At 55.0% G+C, this 17265-nt stretch carries 13 protein-coding genes; 3 read left to right on the top strand and 10 right to left on the bottom strand.

Features of this window, described 5'->3' with window-relative positions; genetic code table 11:
• Window positions 1-122 precede the first annotated feature (122 nt).
• The 8 genes from FMN52_RS05405 to FMN52_RS05370 all read right to left on the bottom strand — a co-directional run bounded on the left by FMN52_RS05405 (window position 123) and on the right by FMN52_RS05370 (window position 8269).
• The gene (locus tag FMN52_RS05405; protein ID WP_148607641.1) at window positions 123-1505 is read right to left on the bottom strand and encodes an AAA family ATPase; all 1383 of its coding nucleotides are present in this window, start codon (window positions 1503-1505) and stop codon (window positions 123-125) included.
• A gap of 55 nt (window positions 1506-1560) precedes the next feature.
• The gene (gene aroB / locus FMN52_RS05400; protein ID WP_148607640.1) at window positions 1561-2655 is read right to left on the bottom strand and encodes a 3-dehydroquinate synthase; all 1095 of its coding nucleotides are present in this window, start codon (window positions 2653-2655) and stop codon (window positions 1561-1563) included.
• The gene (gene aroK / locus FMN52_RS05395; RefSeq protein ID WP_148607639.1) at window positions 2648-3214 is read right to left on the bottom strand and encodes a shikimate kinase AroK; all 567 of its coding nucleotides are present in this window, start codon (window positions 3212-3214) and stop codon (window positions 2648-2650) included. Before aroK ends, aroB begins: the two co-directional genes overlap by 8 nt.
• 136 nt (window positions 3215-3350) lie before the next feature.
• Complete coding sequence (pilQ, locus tag FMN52_RS05390) at window positions 3351-5417, bottom strand: type IV pilus secretin PilQ (RefSeq protein ID WP_205424903.1); 2067 nt, start codon at window positions 5415-5417, stop codon at window positions 3351-3353.
• Between the two features lie 65 nt (window positions 5418-5482).
• Window positions 5483-6031, bottom strand: coding sequence for a pilus assembly protein PilP (locus FMN52_RS05385; protein WP_148607637.1), 549 nt, complete (start codon window positions 6029-6031; stop codon window positions 5483-5485).
• 2 nt (window positions 6032-6033) lie between these two features.
• Window positions 6034-6645: a type 4a pilus biogenesis protein PilO gene (gene pilO, locus FMN52_RS05380; RefSeq protein ID WP_148607636.1), complete on the bottom strand. Its 612-nt coding sequence runs from the start codon at window positions 6643-6645 to the stop codon at window positions 6034-6036.
• Window positions 6645-7208: a PilN domain-containing protein gene (locus FMN52_RS05375; RefSeq protein ID WP_148607635.1), complete on the bottom strand. Its 564-nt coding sequence runs from the start codon at window positions 7206-7208 to the stop codon at window positions 6645-6647. Before FMN52_RS05375 ends, pilO begins: the two co-directional genes overlap by 1 nt.
• A complete protein-coding gene (locus FMN52_RS05370) occupies window positions 7208-8269 on the bottom strand; it encodes a pilus assembly protein PilM (protein WP_148607634.1) in 1062 nt (353 codons plus the stop codon). The genes FMN52_RS05375 and FMN52_RS05370 overlap by 1 nt, the downstream gene beginning before the upstream one ends.
• A gap of 195 nt (window positions 8270-8464) precedes the next feature.
• Here FMN52_RS05370 and FMN52_RS05365 point away from each other — a divergent pair, with 195 nt between their 5' ends.
• Window positions 8465-10993 carry a penicillin-binding protein 1A gene (locus FMN52_RS05365; RefSeq protein WP_148607633.1) on the top strand — a complete coding sequence of 843 codons (2529 nt, stop codon included), beginning with the start codon at window positions 8465-8467 and terminating at the stop codon, window positions 10991-10993.
• 68 nt (window positions 10994-11061) lie between these two features.
• On the opposite strand, the gene FMN52_RS05360 is transcribed toward FMN52_RS05365, so the two are convergent.
• Both FMN52_RS05360 and rpmE read right to left on the bottom strand, forming a co-directional pair.
• Window positions 11062-12327 carry a malic enzyme-like NAD(P)-binding protein gene (locus FMN52_RS05360; RefSeq protein ID WP_148607632.1) on the bottom strand — a complete coding sequence of 422 codons (1266 nt, stop codon included), beginning with the start codon at window positions 12325-12327 and terminating at the stop codon, window positions 11062-11064.
• Between the two features lie 215 nt (window positions 12328-12542).
• Complete coding sequence (gene rpmE, locus FMN52_RS05355; RefSeq protein ID WP_148607631.1) at window positions 12543-12764, bottom strand: 50S ribosomal protein L31; 222 nt, start codon at window positions 12762-12764, stop codon at window positions 12543-12545.
• Window positions 12765-13029: 265 nt separating this feature from the next.
• Here rpmE and FMN52_RS05350 point away from each other — a divergent pair, with 265 nt between their 5' ends.
• A complete protein-coding gene (locus FMN52_RS05350) occupies window positions 13030-15204 on the top strand; it encodes a primosomal protein N' (RefSeq protein ID WP_148607630.1) in 2175 nt (724 codons plus the stop codon).
• A 157-nt stretch (window positions 15205-15361) separates the two neighbouring features.
• Window positions 15362-17146 carry a hypothetical protein gene (locus FMN52_RS05345; protein WP_148607629.1) on the top strand — a complete coding sequence of 595 codons (1785 nt, stop codon included), beginning with the start codon at window positions 15362-15364 and terminating at the stop codon, window positions 17144-17146.
• The last annotated feature ends 119 nt before the right edge of the window (window positions 17147-17265 follow it).

The following is a 17265-nucleotide window of genomic DNA, read 5'->3' as shown; positions in this document are numbered from 1 at the left end:
GGCCATTTTACACACGTAGAAATACGTACTCAAATCGGCGTGGAATTATTGTGGGAAGCCGCGACCGGAATTACCAATCGACAAGGTTACGGAACAACAAGTTAGCGCCAGAAATGGTGCCATTATAAATTGTCGACCGGACGCACCCAGGGTGAGCTGGAAGTCAGCTCTTCGGGCAAACCGGATGCTGCCGCATTCGCCGCCTCCCGGGTCGGGAACTCTCCATAGAATACCATAAACCAAGGCTGACCCTGCCTTTCTCCCCGGGTATACACCAAATCACCAAGCTCTGAATAGCTGGATATGACATTCAGTGCAGTCTGCTCCAGATTGCCGGCGACGAGCTGAATGGTCCAGCCTCCACGTGCCCGAATCTGGTCAATAGCAGCAAAATGCTCCGGGTCGGCTGGAGTAAACCCTGGCTCTGGCTCTGGCTCTGGCTCTGGCTCTGGCTCTGGCTCTGGCTGGATAGCCTCCGGTTCCGTTACTGGCTCTGTCAACAGTATTTCAGGCTCTCCGGCAGGCTCATCCGGGGATGGTTCGGAACTCTCAGTCTCCGGCCCAATAGTGATGCTCTTTCTGACCGGTTCCGGTGCTTTCACAGCCTCTTCGGTCACCGCCTCATCATACTGGCGGGACACGAACCACCAGGAGCCCGCAAGCAGAATAAGGGCAAGCCCCGGCCACAGAAACCGTTTCCAGGGCACTGTCCGGGGGCGACTTGCGCTCGGAGAGGCCACCATATCCAGCCAGACGCCCGGAGTTACCCGCTTGAGTCTTGCAAAACTCCCCTGGCTTAGCGCATGGATTTTAGAAACCCTGGCCGGACTGAGAAGTTCGCCCGTCTTACCGCCGGCAGCATGAACTCTTGGCTCAAGGTAGGCAACGATCTCGTCTTTTGTCAGAGGCCGGAGGTGTATCTGGTGGACGTTTGTGCTGGCGTCATCAAGACCGAGCATCTGCACCAGGTTATCTGTACCCGCAAACACCGGAACTGCTGAAGAGCCGCGCTCTGAAGCCAGATAGGCCGACAGAATCAGCCGGAGCAACTCCGTCGGCGCCCGATCCGCATCGTCAATCAGAAGGACCATGCGCTGCCCCTTTCGAACCCGGGATTCCGACCACCTGAAAAAGTGATAAATAAGGTTGCGAGGACTGTCTTCCGGGCCGAGGTTGGAACGGGCGACCACTTTCAGGTCTCGGGCAAGTGCCTGGGTGCTGGTCAACGCTGCGGCAGGTATCCGGTGAAAATCAAGCCTGGACGATTCGCTGCGCACCAGCTCAGCCAGTATCCGGGTTTTGCCCGCTCCGGCGGCACCAGTCAATAACAGAGCCATATCGCCGAAGCCGCAGAGGTGACGCAATGCCTCCAGAGCGTGATGGCGCATGGCATCCGGGAAAAACGGGGTTTCCATCTCCAGAGGATTGGCACGGAGGCTGTAACGTTGCTGCAGCCTGGGGAAAAGGCCGCCGCCGTCAAGACTGCTCAAACGTTCTTCAGTCACGGGTCTTCCTTGTCTGCTGGTCCGTTACCAAATCATTGAAGCCTTCAGGCCGGTATCATGTCGCGCTGGAAAAACGAGCAAACGTCAGGGCCAGGTTTTCAGGGCTCGCTTCTGATGTGACGACAGCATCGCCAACCGAGCGAAGCAGCACCAGCCTGAGCAGGCCATCCACGTTTTTCTTGTCGACAGCCATCAGGCTCATAAAGTCATCCGCTGTCATGTCGACTGGAGGTTTATCCGGTAATCCGGCACTCAGAATCAGTCGGCTTATCCGTTGACAATCGTCACGGCTGATCATCCCCTCAAGAGCAGACAATTCGGCGGCCATAAGCATACCGGTCCCTACTGCCTCTCCGTGCAGCCAGTTGCCATATCCGGCATAGGTTTCTATCGCATGCCCGAAGGTATGACCAAGATTCAGTATCGCTCTGAGGCCACCCTCGCGCTCATCGAGGGCCACAATCTCGGCCTTACAGGCACAGGACCGGAAGATGGCTTCTGCCAGCACCGCCGGGTTGAGGCTGACCAGAGCATCCATATGCTCTTCAAGCCAGGCAAGAAAGCCCTGGTCCCGAATAAGCCCATACTTGATCACTTCCGCCAGCCCCGCGGAAACCTCGCGCGGGGGTAAGGTCTGCAGACTGTCGGTATCTATCAGAACGGCCTGTGGCTGATGGAAAGCACCAATCATGTTCTTGCCAAGGGGGTGATTGATGCCGGTTTTTCCGCCAACGGAAGAGTCCACCTGAGAAAGCAGGGTGGTTGGAATCTGGATGAACGGAACACCCCGCTGGTAGCAGGCTGCAGCAAAACCAGCCATATCGCCGACGACACCCCCACCGAGGGCAACCAGTGTGGTTTTACGGGTGTGCCGCTGCTCAAGGAGTCCGTCAAAAATCCTGTTAAGGGTCTGCCAGTCCTTGAATTTCTCGCCATCTGGAAGGATGACGCTATCGACCCGCTTCTCCGGGAAACAGGCCTTCGCCCGCTCAAGATAGAGCGGTGCGACCGTCTCGTTGGTAACGATCATGACCTGTGACCCGGACACGTAAGGCGACAGATCATGGGTGCCGAGAAGGTCTTGGCCGATAAAAATAGGATAACTGCGCTCCCCCAGCTCCACCGAGAGTTCGCGATACACGTTAGACATGATTGCGACCTTCCTTTCGTATCTGCCTTTTATGACGGGGGGTTTTGGGGTTGAGTCGATTAACCAGTTGACGTACGACAAGCCTGGGGCTTTTTTTGTCCGTGAACATAATAATGTCTGCCAGGCTCGAATACAGCGGATCGCGGATCGAGAAAAGTTTCCGCAAAACTGCTTCCGGATCGTCGTTTTGCAGCAAGGGCCGATTTCGGTCCCTGCGTGTCCGCTCCACCTGCTGCTCAATCGACGTTTTAAGATAGATGACCGTCGCGTCCCTCTTCAGGATAGGGTGGTTTTCCTGGCGCATCACTGCTCCGCCCCCTGTGGCCAGCACGGTGTTATCTTCATGGGACAGCTCTTCCAGCATGGCCGTCTCCCTCAAACGGAACCCATCTTCCCCCTCAACATCAAAAATCCACGGAATATTGGCCCCGCACCGCCCCTCAATGATGCGATCAGAATCGAGAAAACGATAGCCCAGCTCTTTGGCGAGCATCCGGCCAATCGTGCTTTTCCCTGCGCCCATGGGGCCAACCAGGACAACGCGTTTCGGCAAAGACATAACTTCAGCTCAGTTTCGTTCAGGCGGGTGAGAATATCACAGGGTCCATGATTGCATAAGTTCAGGACCCGCCTTAGGCCTGTTTCAGGCACAAAAAAGCCGCCGGTTTTAAGCGGCGGCTTTTAAACTACACCGATTAGCGAAGCAGGTCGTTCTTGATGATCTTCGGGGTAATGAAGATCAGCAGCTCACTGCGCTCATCGATGTGCTCGGTACGCTTGAACAGACGGCCCAGGTAAGGAATATCTCCGAGGAAAGGCGTCTTGGTGGTCTGGGTTGCGACTTCCGACTGGAAGATACCACCCAGAACAACCGTCTCTCCGTTACCAACCAGTACCTGAGTAGTGACTTCATTGGTATTGATCGATGGAATACCGGCAGTCACCTCACCACGAGAGTCCTGATTCACTACCAGATCCATGATGATCTTGTCATCCGGTGTAATCTGCGGTGTTACTTCCAGGGAGAGCACAGCCTCCTTGAAGGAAACAGATGTCGCACCACTTGAGGACGCTTCCTGATAGGGGATTTCCTCACCAGATTTGATCGACGCCGTTTGACGGTCGGCAGTTACCACTCGGGGCTGGGAAACGACTTCGGCCTGACCATCGCTCTCTAGGGCGGAAAGCTCAAGGTCTACCAGGAAGTCGTCACTGCCCCACCCGATGGCGAAGGAGGACGCACCTTCACCTGTCACGCCGAGATCAACCGCAAGGGCGCCCGGGAACGTAATGGTATTGCTGTTTCCAGCCGCTGCGTCGCGCGCCTCCTGCAGGGATTGCTGCGAACCACCCACAGTAAACACATTGTCTCCGCTGACATCGTATGCCGCACCACCCCAGCGAACACCGAGGTCCTCCGCCACGTTGGTCTGGGCGCGTACAATCCGAGCCTCGATGGATACTTGACGTACCGGCACATCCCATGTCGATACCAGGCGCCGAATTTCATCCAGCTTCTCTGCAGTTTCACGAACGCTGATGGTGTTTGTCCGAACGTCAGAGGAAACAAATCCGCGATCAGAAATCAGCTCCTCATCTTCTTTGATCAACGCAACAACATCAGCAGCCTTGGCGTAGTTAACCTGAATAATGTCCAGACGAACCGGGGCCAGTTCTGCGATTTGCTTGTTAGTCTCAAGCTCAAGCTTCTCTCGCGCGGCAATTTCATCCGCAGGCGCTACCAGCAGCACGTTGCCAATTTGACGCTTATCAAGCCCTTTGGTCTTGAGGATCAGATCCAGAGCCTGATCCCAGGGAACGTTCTGCAGACGCAGGGTGATGCTGCCACCTACCGTGTCACTGGCCACCAGGTTCAGGCCGGTGAAGTCGGCAATCAGCTGAAGAACCGAGCGGACTTCAATATCCTGGAAGTTCAGGGAGAGCTTGTCGCCGGTATACGGGAACTTTTCTTCCCGACGAGACTCCGCCTCTTCCTGGCTCAACGCCTCAACACTGACCGTAAACTGGCTGCCAGATTGATAGGCAATGTAGTCGTAGTTCCCCTCAGGGCTAATCTCGACAACGGCATTGCCATCTTCCACGAAGGTGTCGATACGGGTAACAGGCGTTGCGAAGTCTGTCACGTCGAGCCGACGACGAAGATCCGACGGCACTTCAATACCATCCATCGTCAGACGGATCTTGCCGGCACGCTCTGTCAGGTCCACCGGCGTGCTGGAGCTACCCAAATCAACAAGCACACGGCCTTCCCCGTCCTTGCCTCGCCGGAAATCCACCCCGGCAAGGGCGTTGGAAGACATGGGACCTGCAGATGAATTACTTTGCGGCACGGACGCAGAGGAACTCGCGGCAACGCCCTGAGCCTGCCCGCCGATCGTCATGACCAGGGAGTTCCCCGAGCGAACGGTGTCGTAGGGCACCAGCTCAACCAGGTTAAAAATCAACCGCGTACGATCCTTGGTTTCCACCACGGTCATGCTCTGGGCATTGCCTGACCCCAGAGGCACACTGCGACTGTTCAGGCCACTGGTCGTGTCCCGAAGGTCAACCGCGATTCGAGCAGGGCGCTCAATGGTGTATCCGGAAGGTTCTGGCGGCGCCCCATCAAATTGAAGTGTAACTTCAAGCCGCTCGCCCGGTAGCGACGAAAACGACACGTCTTCCAGCGTGACCGCGTTGGCCAGGCCGGATAACAACCCAAAAGCAATCACGCTGACGTATACATTGAGTTTTCTGAACATCGCTAGCCTCGACCCTAAACTTTTTTGTACGTGCATGTTTCTTTCAACTTTCATTCAGCCGCTCCTTAGCCTGCGCCCTCTTCCAGGGTCAGGGAGCGAGGACGCTCTACCCAGCCACCCCGGCCATTGGGAACGATTTCAATAAGCTCGATACGGGTTTCACTGACGCCCACAATGCGACCGTAGTTCTGCCCCATGTAATTTCCGGTACGGACTCTATGGATTCCGCCGGTATCGTCTTCAATCAGGGCGAACAGATTGCCCGATGTACCCTGAAGCGTGCCGACCATTTCAAGCGCTTTCAGGTCAAAATTCTCAAGAACTTCCCTCGGCCGATCCAGATCCGGCTCAACGTCGCTGACTGGCTGCTCGTCCACCATGGTCAACTGAACGTCGATCGGCGGTTCGAAAGGCGCACGACGGTCTGCCGCCGAATAACTGAAGGCCTCGTAAGCTTTAAACTCAGGCAGAGGCTCAACGTAACCCCTTGGTTTCGCCCGGGTCTCGGCCATAAACTGATCAAGATCTGAAAATCCGCTGCCCTGGGAACAGGCTGTCAGGAGAGACACCACACAGACACCCAGCCAGGCTTTTACCGCATGCTTTCCTGTCATGCTCATTCTCCAGCCCGGTAGCGGTAAGTACGAGCGACAACCTGCATATCAAGCCGTTCTCCATCTCCGCCAGTTGGTTTTATGGTCAAGTCATGCAACGTGACAATCCGCGGCAGACTGGCAACGCTACTGACAAAGGAGGCCAGCTCATGATAAGAGCCAGACACCCGGATATTAATGGGCAGCTCAGAGTAGAAATCACGCCGGCGTTCCGGCTGAAGCGCCACTTCCTGGAGCGCCAATCCGTTACCAAGAGCTGTATTAGTGATGTCTTCAAGCAACCCGGGCACCTCGGTCTCGCTGGGCAACTGCCTCACCAATGCACCGAAAGTTTCTTCCATTTCTGCCATCTGGGCTTTAAAGACCTCAAGGTTGGCCACCTGATAGGCCTTTTCTTCGTAGGTCTTCCGCAGCTCCTGCTCCGTCCGCTCGACGCGCTCAAGCTGCCCATACTGGTCTTTGATAAAGAACCAGTAACCGCCCCCAGCGATGAGTCCGAAAATGATCAGTACGACGATCGCCTTGATCGGAGCAGGCCAGATACCGGCGTTGTTAACGTCGAGATCGTTGATATCAAATTCATTCAAGCTTTTAAGAGAGTCCGCGAGGCTCATTACTTATCCTCCCCTTCGGGCTCGGGCGTTTTCTGTTTAACCGACAGATTGAACTGGCTGTAACCGGCCCGGCGACTATCAGCAGCGGAAACATTAGAGAGGTCGGGAGCCGTAAACCACTCGGACTCCTCAAACTGACGCATAAGTGCAGAAACCCGGCTATTCGACTCAGCCATGCCGACAATATCGAGACGCTCGCCAGTTCGTTTCAGGTCCATATAGAACAGACCATCAGGCAATGTCCTCACCAACTCGTCAAAGACTCGCACGATAACCGGGCGCTTGCCCTGAAGGTCCTGTATGACCTGCATCCGGGCGAGCAACTCATCCCGCTTGCGCTTGAGGTTCTCGATCTCCTTGATCTGCTGGTCCAGCTTCTTTGTCGCTGTTTCGATATACGCGTTCCGGGACTGCTGATAGGCGATCCGGCTATCCATATCAGTCTTCCACAGGAAGACGAGCCCACCGGCAATAATCGCGGCACCCAGAATCATGACCACAAACTGTTTCTGTTTCTCGGCACGGAGTTCTTCGCGCCACGGTCGAAGGTTAATCTTTGCCATCAGTCGAAGCTCCTCATTGCCAGGCCGCAGGCAATCATCAGGGAAGGCGCATCATTACCCAGTGCCGATGCGTTGACCCGTGACCCTACCGCCATGTCTGCAAAAGGATTCGCGACCATCGTCGGTGTTCCTGTCTTTTCTTCGACCATTTCCGTCAACCCCTGAATCGAGGCCGTACCCCCAGCCAGAACCACGTAATCGACAGCATTGTACTGACTGGCACCAAAGAAGAACTGAAGCGCTCGGGCCACCTGCTGCACCACGGCTTCGCGGAACGGGGTAAGCACTTCGGACTCGTAGTCATCGGGCAGTCCGCCCTGCTTCTTGGCAAGACCAGCCTCTTCCAGAGACAAGCCATAACGGCGCTGGATTTCCTCGGTCAGTTGCTTGCCACCGAAAATCTGCTCACGGGTGTAAACGGTCTTGCCGCCAGCCAGAACGCTCAGCGTGGTCATGGTCGCGCCAACATCCACGATCGCGACCACAAGCTCCTCCCCCTGAGAATCCATCTGCGGCTCGATTAGCGCATAGGCACGCTCGAGAGCGTAGGCTTCGACATCAACGACCTTGGTCGTCAAAGAAGCAATCTCGAGCGCATCCTCCCGAATGTCGACATTTTCCTTTCGGCATGCAGCCAGAAGCACATCTACCTGATCGGGGTTGCTTTCAGAGGGACCCTGGACTTCAAAATCGATAGCCACTTCGTCCAGTGGGTATGGAATGTACTGATCGGCCTCAAGGGCAATCTGATCTTCCATCTCGAATTCGTTGAGGCCGCCATCCATCTGGATGAGCTTGGTAATGACCGCAGAACCTGAAACCGCAACAGCCACCTGTTTGACGCCAGAACGGGACTTGGAAGCTACCCGCTTCATTACTTCGCCCACGGCTTCAACGTCCGTTATATTTTTTTCCACCACGGCATTGGCCGGCAAAGGCTCTACCGCGTAGCTCTCGACCTTATAACGGTCGCCCTGCTTTGACAGCTCCAGAAGTTTGACCGAGCTGGAGCTTATATCCACGCCCAGCACTGCACTGGATTTCTTTCCTAATCCAAACACGCGCTCACCCTATACCTGGTTAGATGCACCCGGTTACGTAACTTATGTGTTTTTTATTTAAGAGAATTTCTTCACCATTCCGTCTACAATGCGTGTTCTTCTTTAATTGAGAACTATTGCAGCGGTGAAGCGACTCTTCCTTCCTAAAGCAATTTCTCAAATGATAGACCTATATCCAACAGTTGTCAGAAAAAAATGTCTCATTTGTTGCGCACATCTCGCCTTTTCGCCTGGTTGTTTCTTACCGGACTGAGTGTCGCCGTTATCGTAACCTCAGGCTTCTATCTTTACCTTCGCCCTGGCCTTCCGCCGGTTCATCAGCTTCTGGACATCAAGCTTCAGACACCATTACGGGTCTATAGCAAAGACAACAGATTAATAGCAGAATTCGGTGAAAAGAGAAGGGCACCCATCACAATCGAACAGATCCCAACAATTCAGTTACAAGCCTTTATGGCAGCTGAAGACTCGCGTTTTTACGAGCACTTTGGGGTCGACATCAAAGGCCTGGCGCGGGCTGCCATCGAACTGATCTCAACCGGCGAGATCCAGTCCGGGGGCAGTACCATCACAATGCAGGTTGCAAAAAATTACTTTTTGTCACGGGACAGAACCTTTATCCGGAAGTTCAACGAGATACTTCTGGCTCTTCAGATCGAACGTGAACTGGATAAAAATCGCATCCTCGAGCTCTATCTGAACAAAATCTACCTTGGCAATCGGGCCTATGGAATTGCCGCTGCCGCGCAAGTCTATTACAACAAACCGGTCTCGGAACTTTCCCTGGCCCAGATGGCCATGCTCGCCGGCTTGCCCAAGGCGCCCTCAGCGTTCAACCCGCTGGCCAACCCGGACCGTGCGATGATCCGCCGGAACTGGATTCTCGGACGCATGCGGGATCTGGAATACATCACTCCGGATGCCCACGAACTTGCGGTCTCCGCCCCCATTACTGCCAGCTATAACAGCACGGAAACCGAAGTCGACGCCGACTATGTTGCTGAAATGGCAAGATCGGAAATGGTGAGGCGGTTCGGCGAAGACGCCTACACAGATGGCTATACCGTCACCCTGACGGTTGACGGCAAAAAGCAACAAGTTGCCACCGAAGCACTCAGGAATGGACTGGAAGCCTATGATCGACGCCACGGTTTCCGGGGCCCCATCGGCCAGATCGACCAGGAAACACTGGCCAACAGCGAATTATCCGACCTGATTCTGAATTACCCTCGGATAGAGTCCTTGCTGCCCGCAGTCGTCAAGGAGGTTGACGACGAATCTGGCGAAGTGAGTGTACACGCACGCCGCATCGGCTCCGCCGTCATGCCTTTTGAAACCATGACCTGGGCAAAGCGCTACAAAACCGAAAACCTCACTGGTCCAGAGCCCAAGAAACCTTCAGATGTTGTTTCGCCAGGCGATGTTGTCTATGTGCGCGCCCAGGACCCGGCCCAGGCTTCCCCAGAAGCTGACACCAAGGAAAACATGCCACAGGTTGACGAGCCGGAGCAGCCCACAGTAGTGACCGTGGCACTCGCCCAGATTCCGAGGGTAGAAGGCGCACTGATTTCACTGGAAGCCAAAACCGGTGCCATTGAGGCACTGAGCGGGGGCTACAGCTTCGGTCAGAGCAAATATAACCGGGCCATACAGGCACGAAGACAGCCCGGCTCCACCTTTAAGCCCTTTCTCTACTTGAGCGCCCTGGAAAGCGGCATGACGCCGGCAACCATTTATAACGACGCACCAATCGTGTTCGACGATTCAGAGCTGGAGACCGCGTGGCGGCCCCAGAACTCCTCCGGACAGTTTTATGGCCCGACCCGTCTTCGGGAAGCACTCTATCGCTCACGCAACCTGGTTTCCATTCGGCTTCTGCGCGACCTGGGTATACAGAACACCCTGGATTACCTGGCACAGCTGGAGATTCCGGTCGAAAACATGCCAGACGACCTGTCGCTTTCCCTGGGCAGCGGCCAGCTTACCCCTATGGAACTGGCCAGAGGTATGGCCGTGATCGCCAACGGTGGTTATGACGTTGAGCCCTACCTGATCGAAACCATCAGTGACTTCCGCGGTGAGACCATCTACCAGGCACCGAAAACCATTTTGTGCGAAGAAAACTGCAACGAAGTTGCAGAGCAAGCGACTTCAGATACCGAAGAAGGCAATGCAGATTCAGCCGAAAACTCTTCGGAAAACAGCGACAAACCGCCAAAGGTTCGTGTGATGCGCAGACTGGCGGACGAGCGCGCCGTCTATATTTTGCACTCTATGATGCAGGATGTGATTCGCCGCGGCACAGGCAGACGAGCACTGGCTCTCGGCCGGGATGATATTGCCGGCAAAACCGGTACCACGAACGAGCAGAAAGATACCTGGTTTGCCGGCTTCAACCACGACGTAGCCACAACCACCTGGGTCGGACTCGACCAACCAGCACCGCTCGGCAGACGCGAGTTTGGCGCCAGCACCGCCCTACCCATCTGGCTCGACTACATGGAAGTGTCGCTTGAAGGAGCACCCTCTTCCTTTATGCCTCGTCCCAATGGCATCGTAAACATACGGATCAACCCCGAAACGGGACAGCGGGCCAGGCCGGGTGAGGACGGTGTTTTTGAGGTCTTTCGGGAAGAGGACGCGCCACCACCGCTGGCATCCGAAACCGAGAGTGATCGTAACGGAGGCTCTGAGGAAGACGATCTGTCACGGAGAATCTTCTAACATCAGAAGCAGGCACAAAAAAACCGGCGGGATCACCGCCGGTTTTTTTGATCATCCTGAACGACAGATCAGATAATGTCGTCCATGGACTTGAGCGGGTAATGCGCAGGGTATGGATTACGGGCAACACCGGAATCCACGGCAGCGCGAGCAACGGCCGCTGGCACCACTTCAAGCAAGCGGACATCCATCGGCTTGGGAATGATGTACTCTTTCCCGAACTCAAAGCTCTCCACCCCATAAGCCTCGCAGATCTCCTGCGGCACAGGCTCTTTGGCCAGCTCACGGATTGCATTGACAGCCGCCACCTTCATTTCCTCATTGATCGTGGTGGCACGAACGTCCAGCGCTCCACGGAAAATGAACGGGAAGCCCAACACGTTGTTAACCTGGTTCGGATAATCAGAACGGCCGGTGGCCATAATCAGATCATCGCGAGCCGCCAGGGCAACTTCCGGGCTGATTTCCGGATCGGGGTTGGAGCAGGCAAAAACGATCGGCTTCGGAGCCATTTTCTTGAGCTGGTCGGCGGTCAGAAGGTCCGGACCGGACAAACCCAAGAATACGTCAGCGCCATCAATAGCGTCATCCAAGGTACGCTTGTCAGTGTCGTTGGCGAACATCGCCTTGTACTGATTCAGATCATCACGACCAGAGTGGATCACACCCTTGCGGTCGAGCATGAAGATGTTCTCAGAGCGAATGCCGCAGCTGATCAGCAGCTTCATGCAGGCAATTGCAGCGGCACCAGCACCCAGGCACACCACCTTCGCCTCATCAATCTTTTTCCCCTGCAGCTCAAGGGCATTGATCATACCGGCTGCAGTTACAATAGCAGTACCATGTTGGTCATCGTGGAAGATGGGCACGTTGCACTTTTCGATCAGAGCTCGCTCAATCTCAAAGCATTCAGGCGCCTTGATGTCTTCCAGGTTGATACCACCGAAGGTATCTGCAATACGCTCAACTGTTTCAATAAACGCCTGCGGGCTTTCGGAATTGACTTCAATATCGAAGACATCAATTCCGGCAAAGCGCTTGAACAGTACGCCCTTGCCTTCCATAACCGGCTTGCTTGCCAGCGGACCCAGGTTACCCAGACCAAGAATCGCAGAACCGTCAGAGATAACAGCCACCAAGTTACCCTTGGCGGTGTATTTGTATGCGTTCTCCGGGTCCTTTGCGATCTCGCGGACCGGTTCGGCAACCCCGGGGCTATACGCCAGGGAAAGGTCGCGGGAAGTCTTGGTTGGCTTGGTGATTTCAACACTCAGCTTACCAGGCCGCGGCTTGGCGTGATATTCAAGGGCTGCTTCTTTCAGATCTTGAGACATTGCCACTGTTCCGTTTGTCACGTTTAAAGGTAATGAACCGCCGGAGCTTGCCCAGCGGAGCGCGCCATTATGGCCCGCCAGACCCGAAACGACAAGTGGGCGACGAACATTTTGTGAACAGTCAATAGGGCTAATTGCGTATGTATCTTATAAATACATGCTGATCTCGGGGCATAAAAAAAGCGCCCGCAGGCGCTTTTCCGAATCCACCAGGATCAGTCTTTCTTGCCACCGATACGGCCACCGAAACGCTTCTGGAAACGGTCGATACGACCACCGGTATCCATAACTTTCTGCTTGCCGGTATAGAACGGATGGCACTGGGAGCATACGTCCAGCTGCAGATCATGGGTGTAGGTAGAACGGGTCTTGAATGAATTCCCGCAGGAACAGGTTGCGGTAATCTCTTCGTACTTGGGGTGGATACCTTCTTTCATGGCGAACCTCGTTAGGTCATGCCGCTACCTGATCACGGGGCGTCTGATCGGCCCGGGTGCCAGGCACCGCATGTTTGAATCAATTGAGAAGACGGGGCACAATCATGCCCTGCCGGAAACAGATCGCGAATCTTACTTGCAATTATTGCTGCAGGCAAGCACCACACCGACTTCCGGACTCGCCCACCCCCGGATTTCGCGGCAGGCCGCCGACTGAAACAGGATAAGGAAAAACCGTGACACCCGTCATCCAGTGGAGCACTCAGTGCCATTGATTGCACGAATCGCCCTGAATCGTCCTCTGCGTCGACTCTTTGATTACATCATTCCCGAAGACCTTGAATTGACGCCGGGTCAGAGAGTGCGAATCCCCTTTGGCCGGCAGCAGGCAACCGGCCTCGTTGTAGAGGTGGGCGTTGAGCCGCCACCGGGAATAAAGCTCAAGCCGCTGTCATCGGTTATGGAGGAATGGCCCGCATTACCGCAAGAAACGTTCAAACTTCTCAGCTGGGCGAGCGACTATTATCAACACCCCTTGGGCGAATGCCTGTTCACTGCCCTACCCCCGGCCCTCAGACGAGGGCGAATCGCCGAAGAAAAAATGGAACAGTGGTGGCGTACACTCGACGACGCAGCAACACTTCCTGCAAATGCCCATAAACAGAAGGCACTTATCGATTGGCTAAGCCAGCACTCCAGGGGTGCTCCGACAAAGGATATTCTGCAGGCCGGTTTCGCCCGGGCACAGCTTAACGCACTGCGCGAGAAGCAACTGATTGAGGCCGTTTCGCCGCCCCGGCCGAATTCACGCGGTGAGGACCCTGAGCTTCTTGCTCGCAGACCGGAATTGTCCATGGCCCAGGCTTCAGCCGCAGAAGAGCTGGCTGCTCCAAGCGAAGGGTTTGGTGCCTTTCTCTTATACGGCATCACCGGCAGCGGAAAAACCGAGATCTACCTGCACTACCTGAAACAAAACCTCGGGACCGAAGATCAGGCGCTGGTACTGGTTCCGGAGATCAACCTCACACCCCAAACAGTTGCCCGATTCCAACACTACTTCGGCAGCCGGATTGTAGTATGGCACTCAGCCCTAAACGACGGTGAGCGCCTTACAACCTGGCTGAAAGTCCGCAACGGTGAACCGGTTATCCTGGTAGGCACCCGATCGGCTGTTTTACTGCCCTTCACCAACGTGCGCACCATCATCGTCGATGAGGAACACGACAGCTCATACAAACAGGGCGAAGGTTTCCGGTATTCCGGCCGCGACCTGGCCGTCTATCGGGCCCACCTGAACAACTGCCCAGTCATTCTCGGTTCCGCGACTCCGTCCCTGGAGTCCGTCCATAACGCGGAGCAAGCCAAATACCGCTTGGTGAAGCTTGAGGAACGTGCCGGTAATGCTGCGCCACCTGCCATCAGCCTGCTGGATATCCGAAGCCGCCCGCTGGAAGGCGGCCTGTCCCGGCCCGCCCTGAATGCCATTGAGCAGACCCTGGCCAAAGGTGAGCAGGCGCTGGTCTTCGTCAATCGACGTGGATTTGCCCCGGTCATGATGTGCTTCGACTGCGGCCACATGGTTGAGTGCCCCCGTTGCGACACGCGGCTGACCTACCACCGCCGGGACCGGGCAATGCGATGCCACCACTGCGACTATCAGACGGCAGCCACGGAACATTGCCCGAAATGCCAAAGTGAAGCCTTCAAACCTGTTGGACAGGGCACAGAAAGAACGGAAGATATTCTCGCCAACGCTTTCCCGGACACGCCTGTTGTGCGGGTGGATCGCGACAGCACTCAGCGCAAAGGCAGCATTCAGGGCATTCTGAATCAGGTGAACAGCGGCAAGCCGTGCGTGCTCGTCGGCACCCAGATGCTTGCGAAGGGACACGACTTCCCCAACGTCACACTTGTGGTGGTGGTCAACGCCGACGGCGGACTGTTCAGCGTGGACTTTCGCGCTCCCGAACAACTTATTCAAACCCTTCTGCAGGTCAGCGGCCGCGCAGGCCGCGGCACAAAACCCGGCAAAGTTCTGGTGCAAACCTGCCACAGCGACCATCCGTTACTGAAGACGCTTTGTGAAGGCCAGTATCTCGATATCGCCGACCAACTCCTAAGAGAACGAGAAGAAGGACAATTCCCGCCATTCCGCGCCATGGCCATCTTCAGGGCAGAAGCCGACACAATGGAAAAGAGCCTGCAGGTGCTGGATACAATAAAGCCTCTTACCAATACCGCAGGCATCGAAACCTGGGGGCCGCTGCCAGCCATGATTGCCCGACGCGCCGACAAGCACCGGGCGCAACTTATCCTCAACGCTCGCAACCGGAAAAAACTGAACAGTTTACTAACCGGAGTCTGCCAGGAGCTGGACCAGAGAAAGCTGCCTGCAGGGGTGAAATGGATGATTGATGTTGATCCGCAGGAAACAGGCTAATTTGCGACGTAACCCTCCATCATTTCACAGTTTTTTACACAAAAGTGGGTTCTCTTAATTTGCATTTGAGCACCCTGTGCTAAGATCCGATCAGTCTATTAAATAATATTTAATTGCAAAAATCATATATGCGATTCTCATGCAGGGAATCAGCTTTATGGATAGCTTCTATACCCAAATGGAAAAATGGAGATTGGAAATGTCAGGGAAATTCCTTGCACGAACAACCGCTTTATCTCTAGCCGTTGTACTTGCCGCGTGCGGAGGGGATGATGGTTCAGCCCCAATCGTCAACGTTGGCTCTGGTGGCTCGGGAACATCTAGCGAAAGCCCGACCACGCCCTCGGACTCGCCCAATACACCGACCGCTTCCGTGGCATTGGGGACTGGCTCAAGTGACTCCTTTGTCGAAGGCCAGATCAATGCCGCAAACCAAAACCTCAGTGCGGGAGGCATAACAACCCTTTCCCTGTCCGCCGTAGATGCAGCCAACGGTAATGAACTGATGGCTGGAAGCGAGACCGAGATAACTTTCACTTCTCGATGCATCTCCTCAGGCGAATCCCTAGTCAACACTCCAGTAACCACAACCTCTGGTCTGATTGAAGTTGAATATGAAGCTAATGGGTGCAGCGGGAACGATACCATCACCGCAACTGGCCCTGGTGGCGCCACAGCACAACAGACACTTGAGATAGCTCAGGCGTTTGCTTACAACTTGACCAGTAATGCTCCGGAACCTAGTTCAATTGCACCAACAGGCAACGCAACAACTGCTCGGCCGAGCGATTCGGTGGTTTCATTTAACGTAGTTGACGAAACGGGTAACCCCGTCAAAGGGGCCGAAGTCTCTTTCACCCTGAGCTACTCCAGCCAAGCAAGTTCTAACGCCGAAGATGTAAGACTGGATAGCACTTCAACAACATCCGGACCCGGCGGAACTGCACGCACTCGTGTTATTGCAGGAGAACAGAACACCGTTGTGCGCGTCATCGCCAGCATAGTCCGCGAAGATGGCAGCAGCGCTTCCACTATATCTCCACCGATCTCCATCAACGCCTTCGTTCCCGACCAGGATAGTTTCTCATTGAGCATTGACACCTTTATGCCCAATGCTCAATTCCATAACAATGAAACAATTCAAGTGACGATTAACGCAGGGGACAGGTTCAACAACAACAACCTGGAGGGAAATACGGTTGTTGCTTTCACAACGACAGGGGGCTCCATCGAGAACTACTGCGTGCTAGACGCTTCGGGAATCTGCACTGTGACTTGGACCAGTGCCGATCCACGCCCTGCTAGCGGGCGAGTAGCTATCCTCGCGCGCTCCGTCGGAGATGAGAGCTTTCGCGACCTCAACAGCAATGATGAATTTGATAACGGGGAATTCAACCCTGATTCATCAATTGTATTTGAGGCGGGAGAAGCGTTCATGGACTTCTCCACCGACCGCGTTTTTACCAATGGCACAGATCAGTTCTTTGACGACAATGGCAACGGCTCCTACGACGGCCCTAATGGGGTATACGACGGCTCGGGCTGCCTTGATCCAGACACTCAAAACTGCACCGAAGGTCCGGTTACCATCTGGGCGCAGGGTTATATTGTCATGGCTAGCGATGCAGGCATCAAGGCAACTCTCACGCCGTCTGGCAACGCAAATGAATATTGCGTGACCGCCAGCGGCAGTACTGCCGGAGGTCAAAGGGTTCCATTGCCGACGGGAACGTCAATCAGCTTTTCAATTGAAGATGGTGAGATTTTCTCCACTACTAGCGACTTTTCAGTTGAAAACACTTACATCTCCGCCAATCAGATTTCACAATGCATTCTGGCGGGTCAGGACGACGACCTCACAACAACACCCTCGTTAACGGTCACACTTACCCCACCATCCCCTTATGGTGGAGCCCCGATAGAGCGATCTATTTCACTCTAACTGTCCAAAAAGCCCGGCACCCGCCGGGCTTTTTGCTTGCAGCCCAACTTTCCGCGATAATAGCCGCCTTCTGTTTTCAACGGGCCTCCTGCCCCGAACCCAATTCTCCTGTAAACCGA

Source organism: Marinobacter sp. BW6 (assembly GCF_008107725.1).
GTDB lineage: Bacteria > Pseudomonadota > Gammaproteobacteria > Pseudomonadales > Oleiphilaceae > Marinobacter.
Note: the sequence above shows the minus strand (reverse complement) of the source record. Positions and strands in the feature narration are given on the sequence as shown.

What these genes read in the sequence shown, in the direction of transcription:
- aroB (WP_148607640.1), bottom strand. Translation starts at nt 2,655, where the DNA reads ATGTCTAACGTGTATCGCGAACTCTCGGTGGAGCTGGGGGAGCGCAGT.
- aroK (WP_148607639.1), bottom strand. Translation starts at nt 3,214, where the DNA reads ATGTCTTTGCCGAAACGCGTTGTCCTGGTTGGCCCCATGGGCGCAGGG.
- pilQ (WP_205424903.1), bottom strand. Translation starts at nt 5,417, where the DNA reads ATGTTCAGAAAACTCAATGTATACGTCAGCGTGATTGCTTTTGGGTTG.
- FMN52_RS05385 (WP_148607637.1), bottom strand. Translation starts at nt 6,031, where the DNA reads ATGACAGGAAAGCATGCGGTAAAAGCCTGGCTGGGTGTCTGTGTGGTG.
- pilO (WP_148607636.1), bottom strand. Translation starts at nt 6,645, where the DNA reads ATGAGCCTCGCGGACTCTCTTAAAAGCTTGAATGAATTTGATATCAAC.
- FMN52_RS05375 (WP_148607635.1), bottom strand. Translation starts at nt 7,208, where the DNA reads ATGGCAAAGATTAACCTTCGACCGTGGCGCGAAGAACTCCGTGCCGAG.
- FMN52_RS05365 (WP_148607633.1), top strand. Translation starts at nt 8,465, where the DNA reads ATGTCTCATTTGTTGCGCACATCTCGCCTTTTCGCCTGGTTGTTTCTT.
- FMN52_RS05360 (WP_148607632.1), bottom strand. Translation starts at nt 12,327, where the DNA reads ATGTCTCAAGATCTGAAAGAAGCAGCCCTTGAATATCACGCCAAGCCG.
- rpmE (WP_148607631.1), bottom strand. Translation starts at nt 12,764, where the DNA reads ATGAAAGAAGGTATCCACCCCAAGTACGAAGAGATTACCGCAACCTGT.
- FMN52_RS05345 (WP_148607629.1), top strand. Translation starts at nt 15,362, where the DNA reads ATGGATAGCTTCTATACCCAAATGGAAAAATGGAGATTGGAAATGTCA.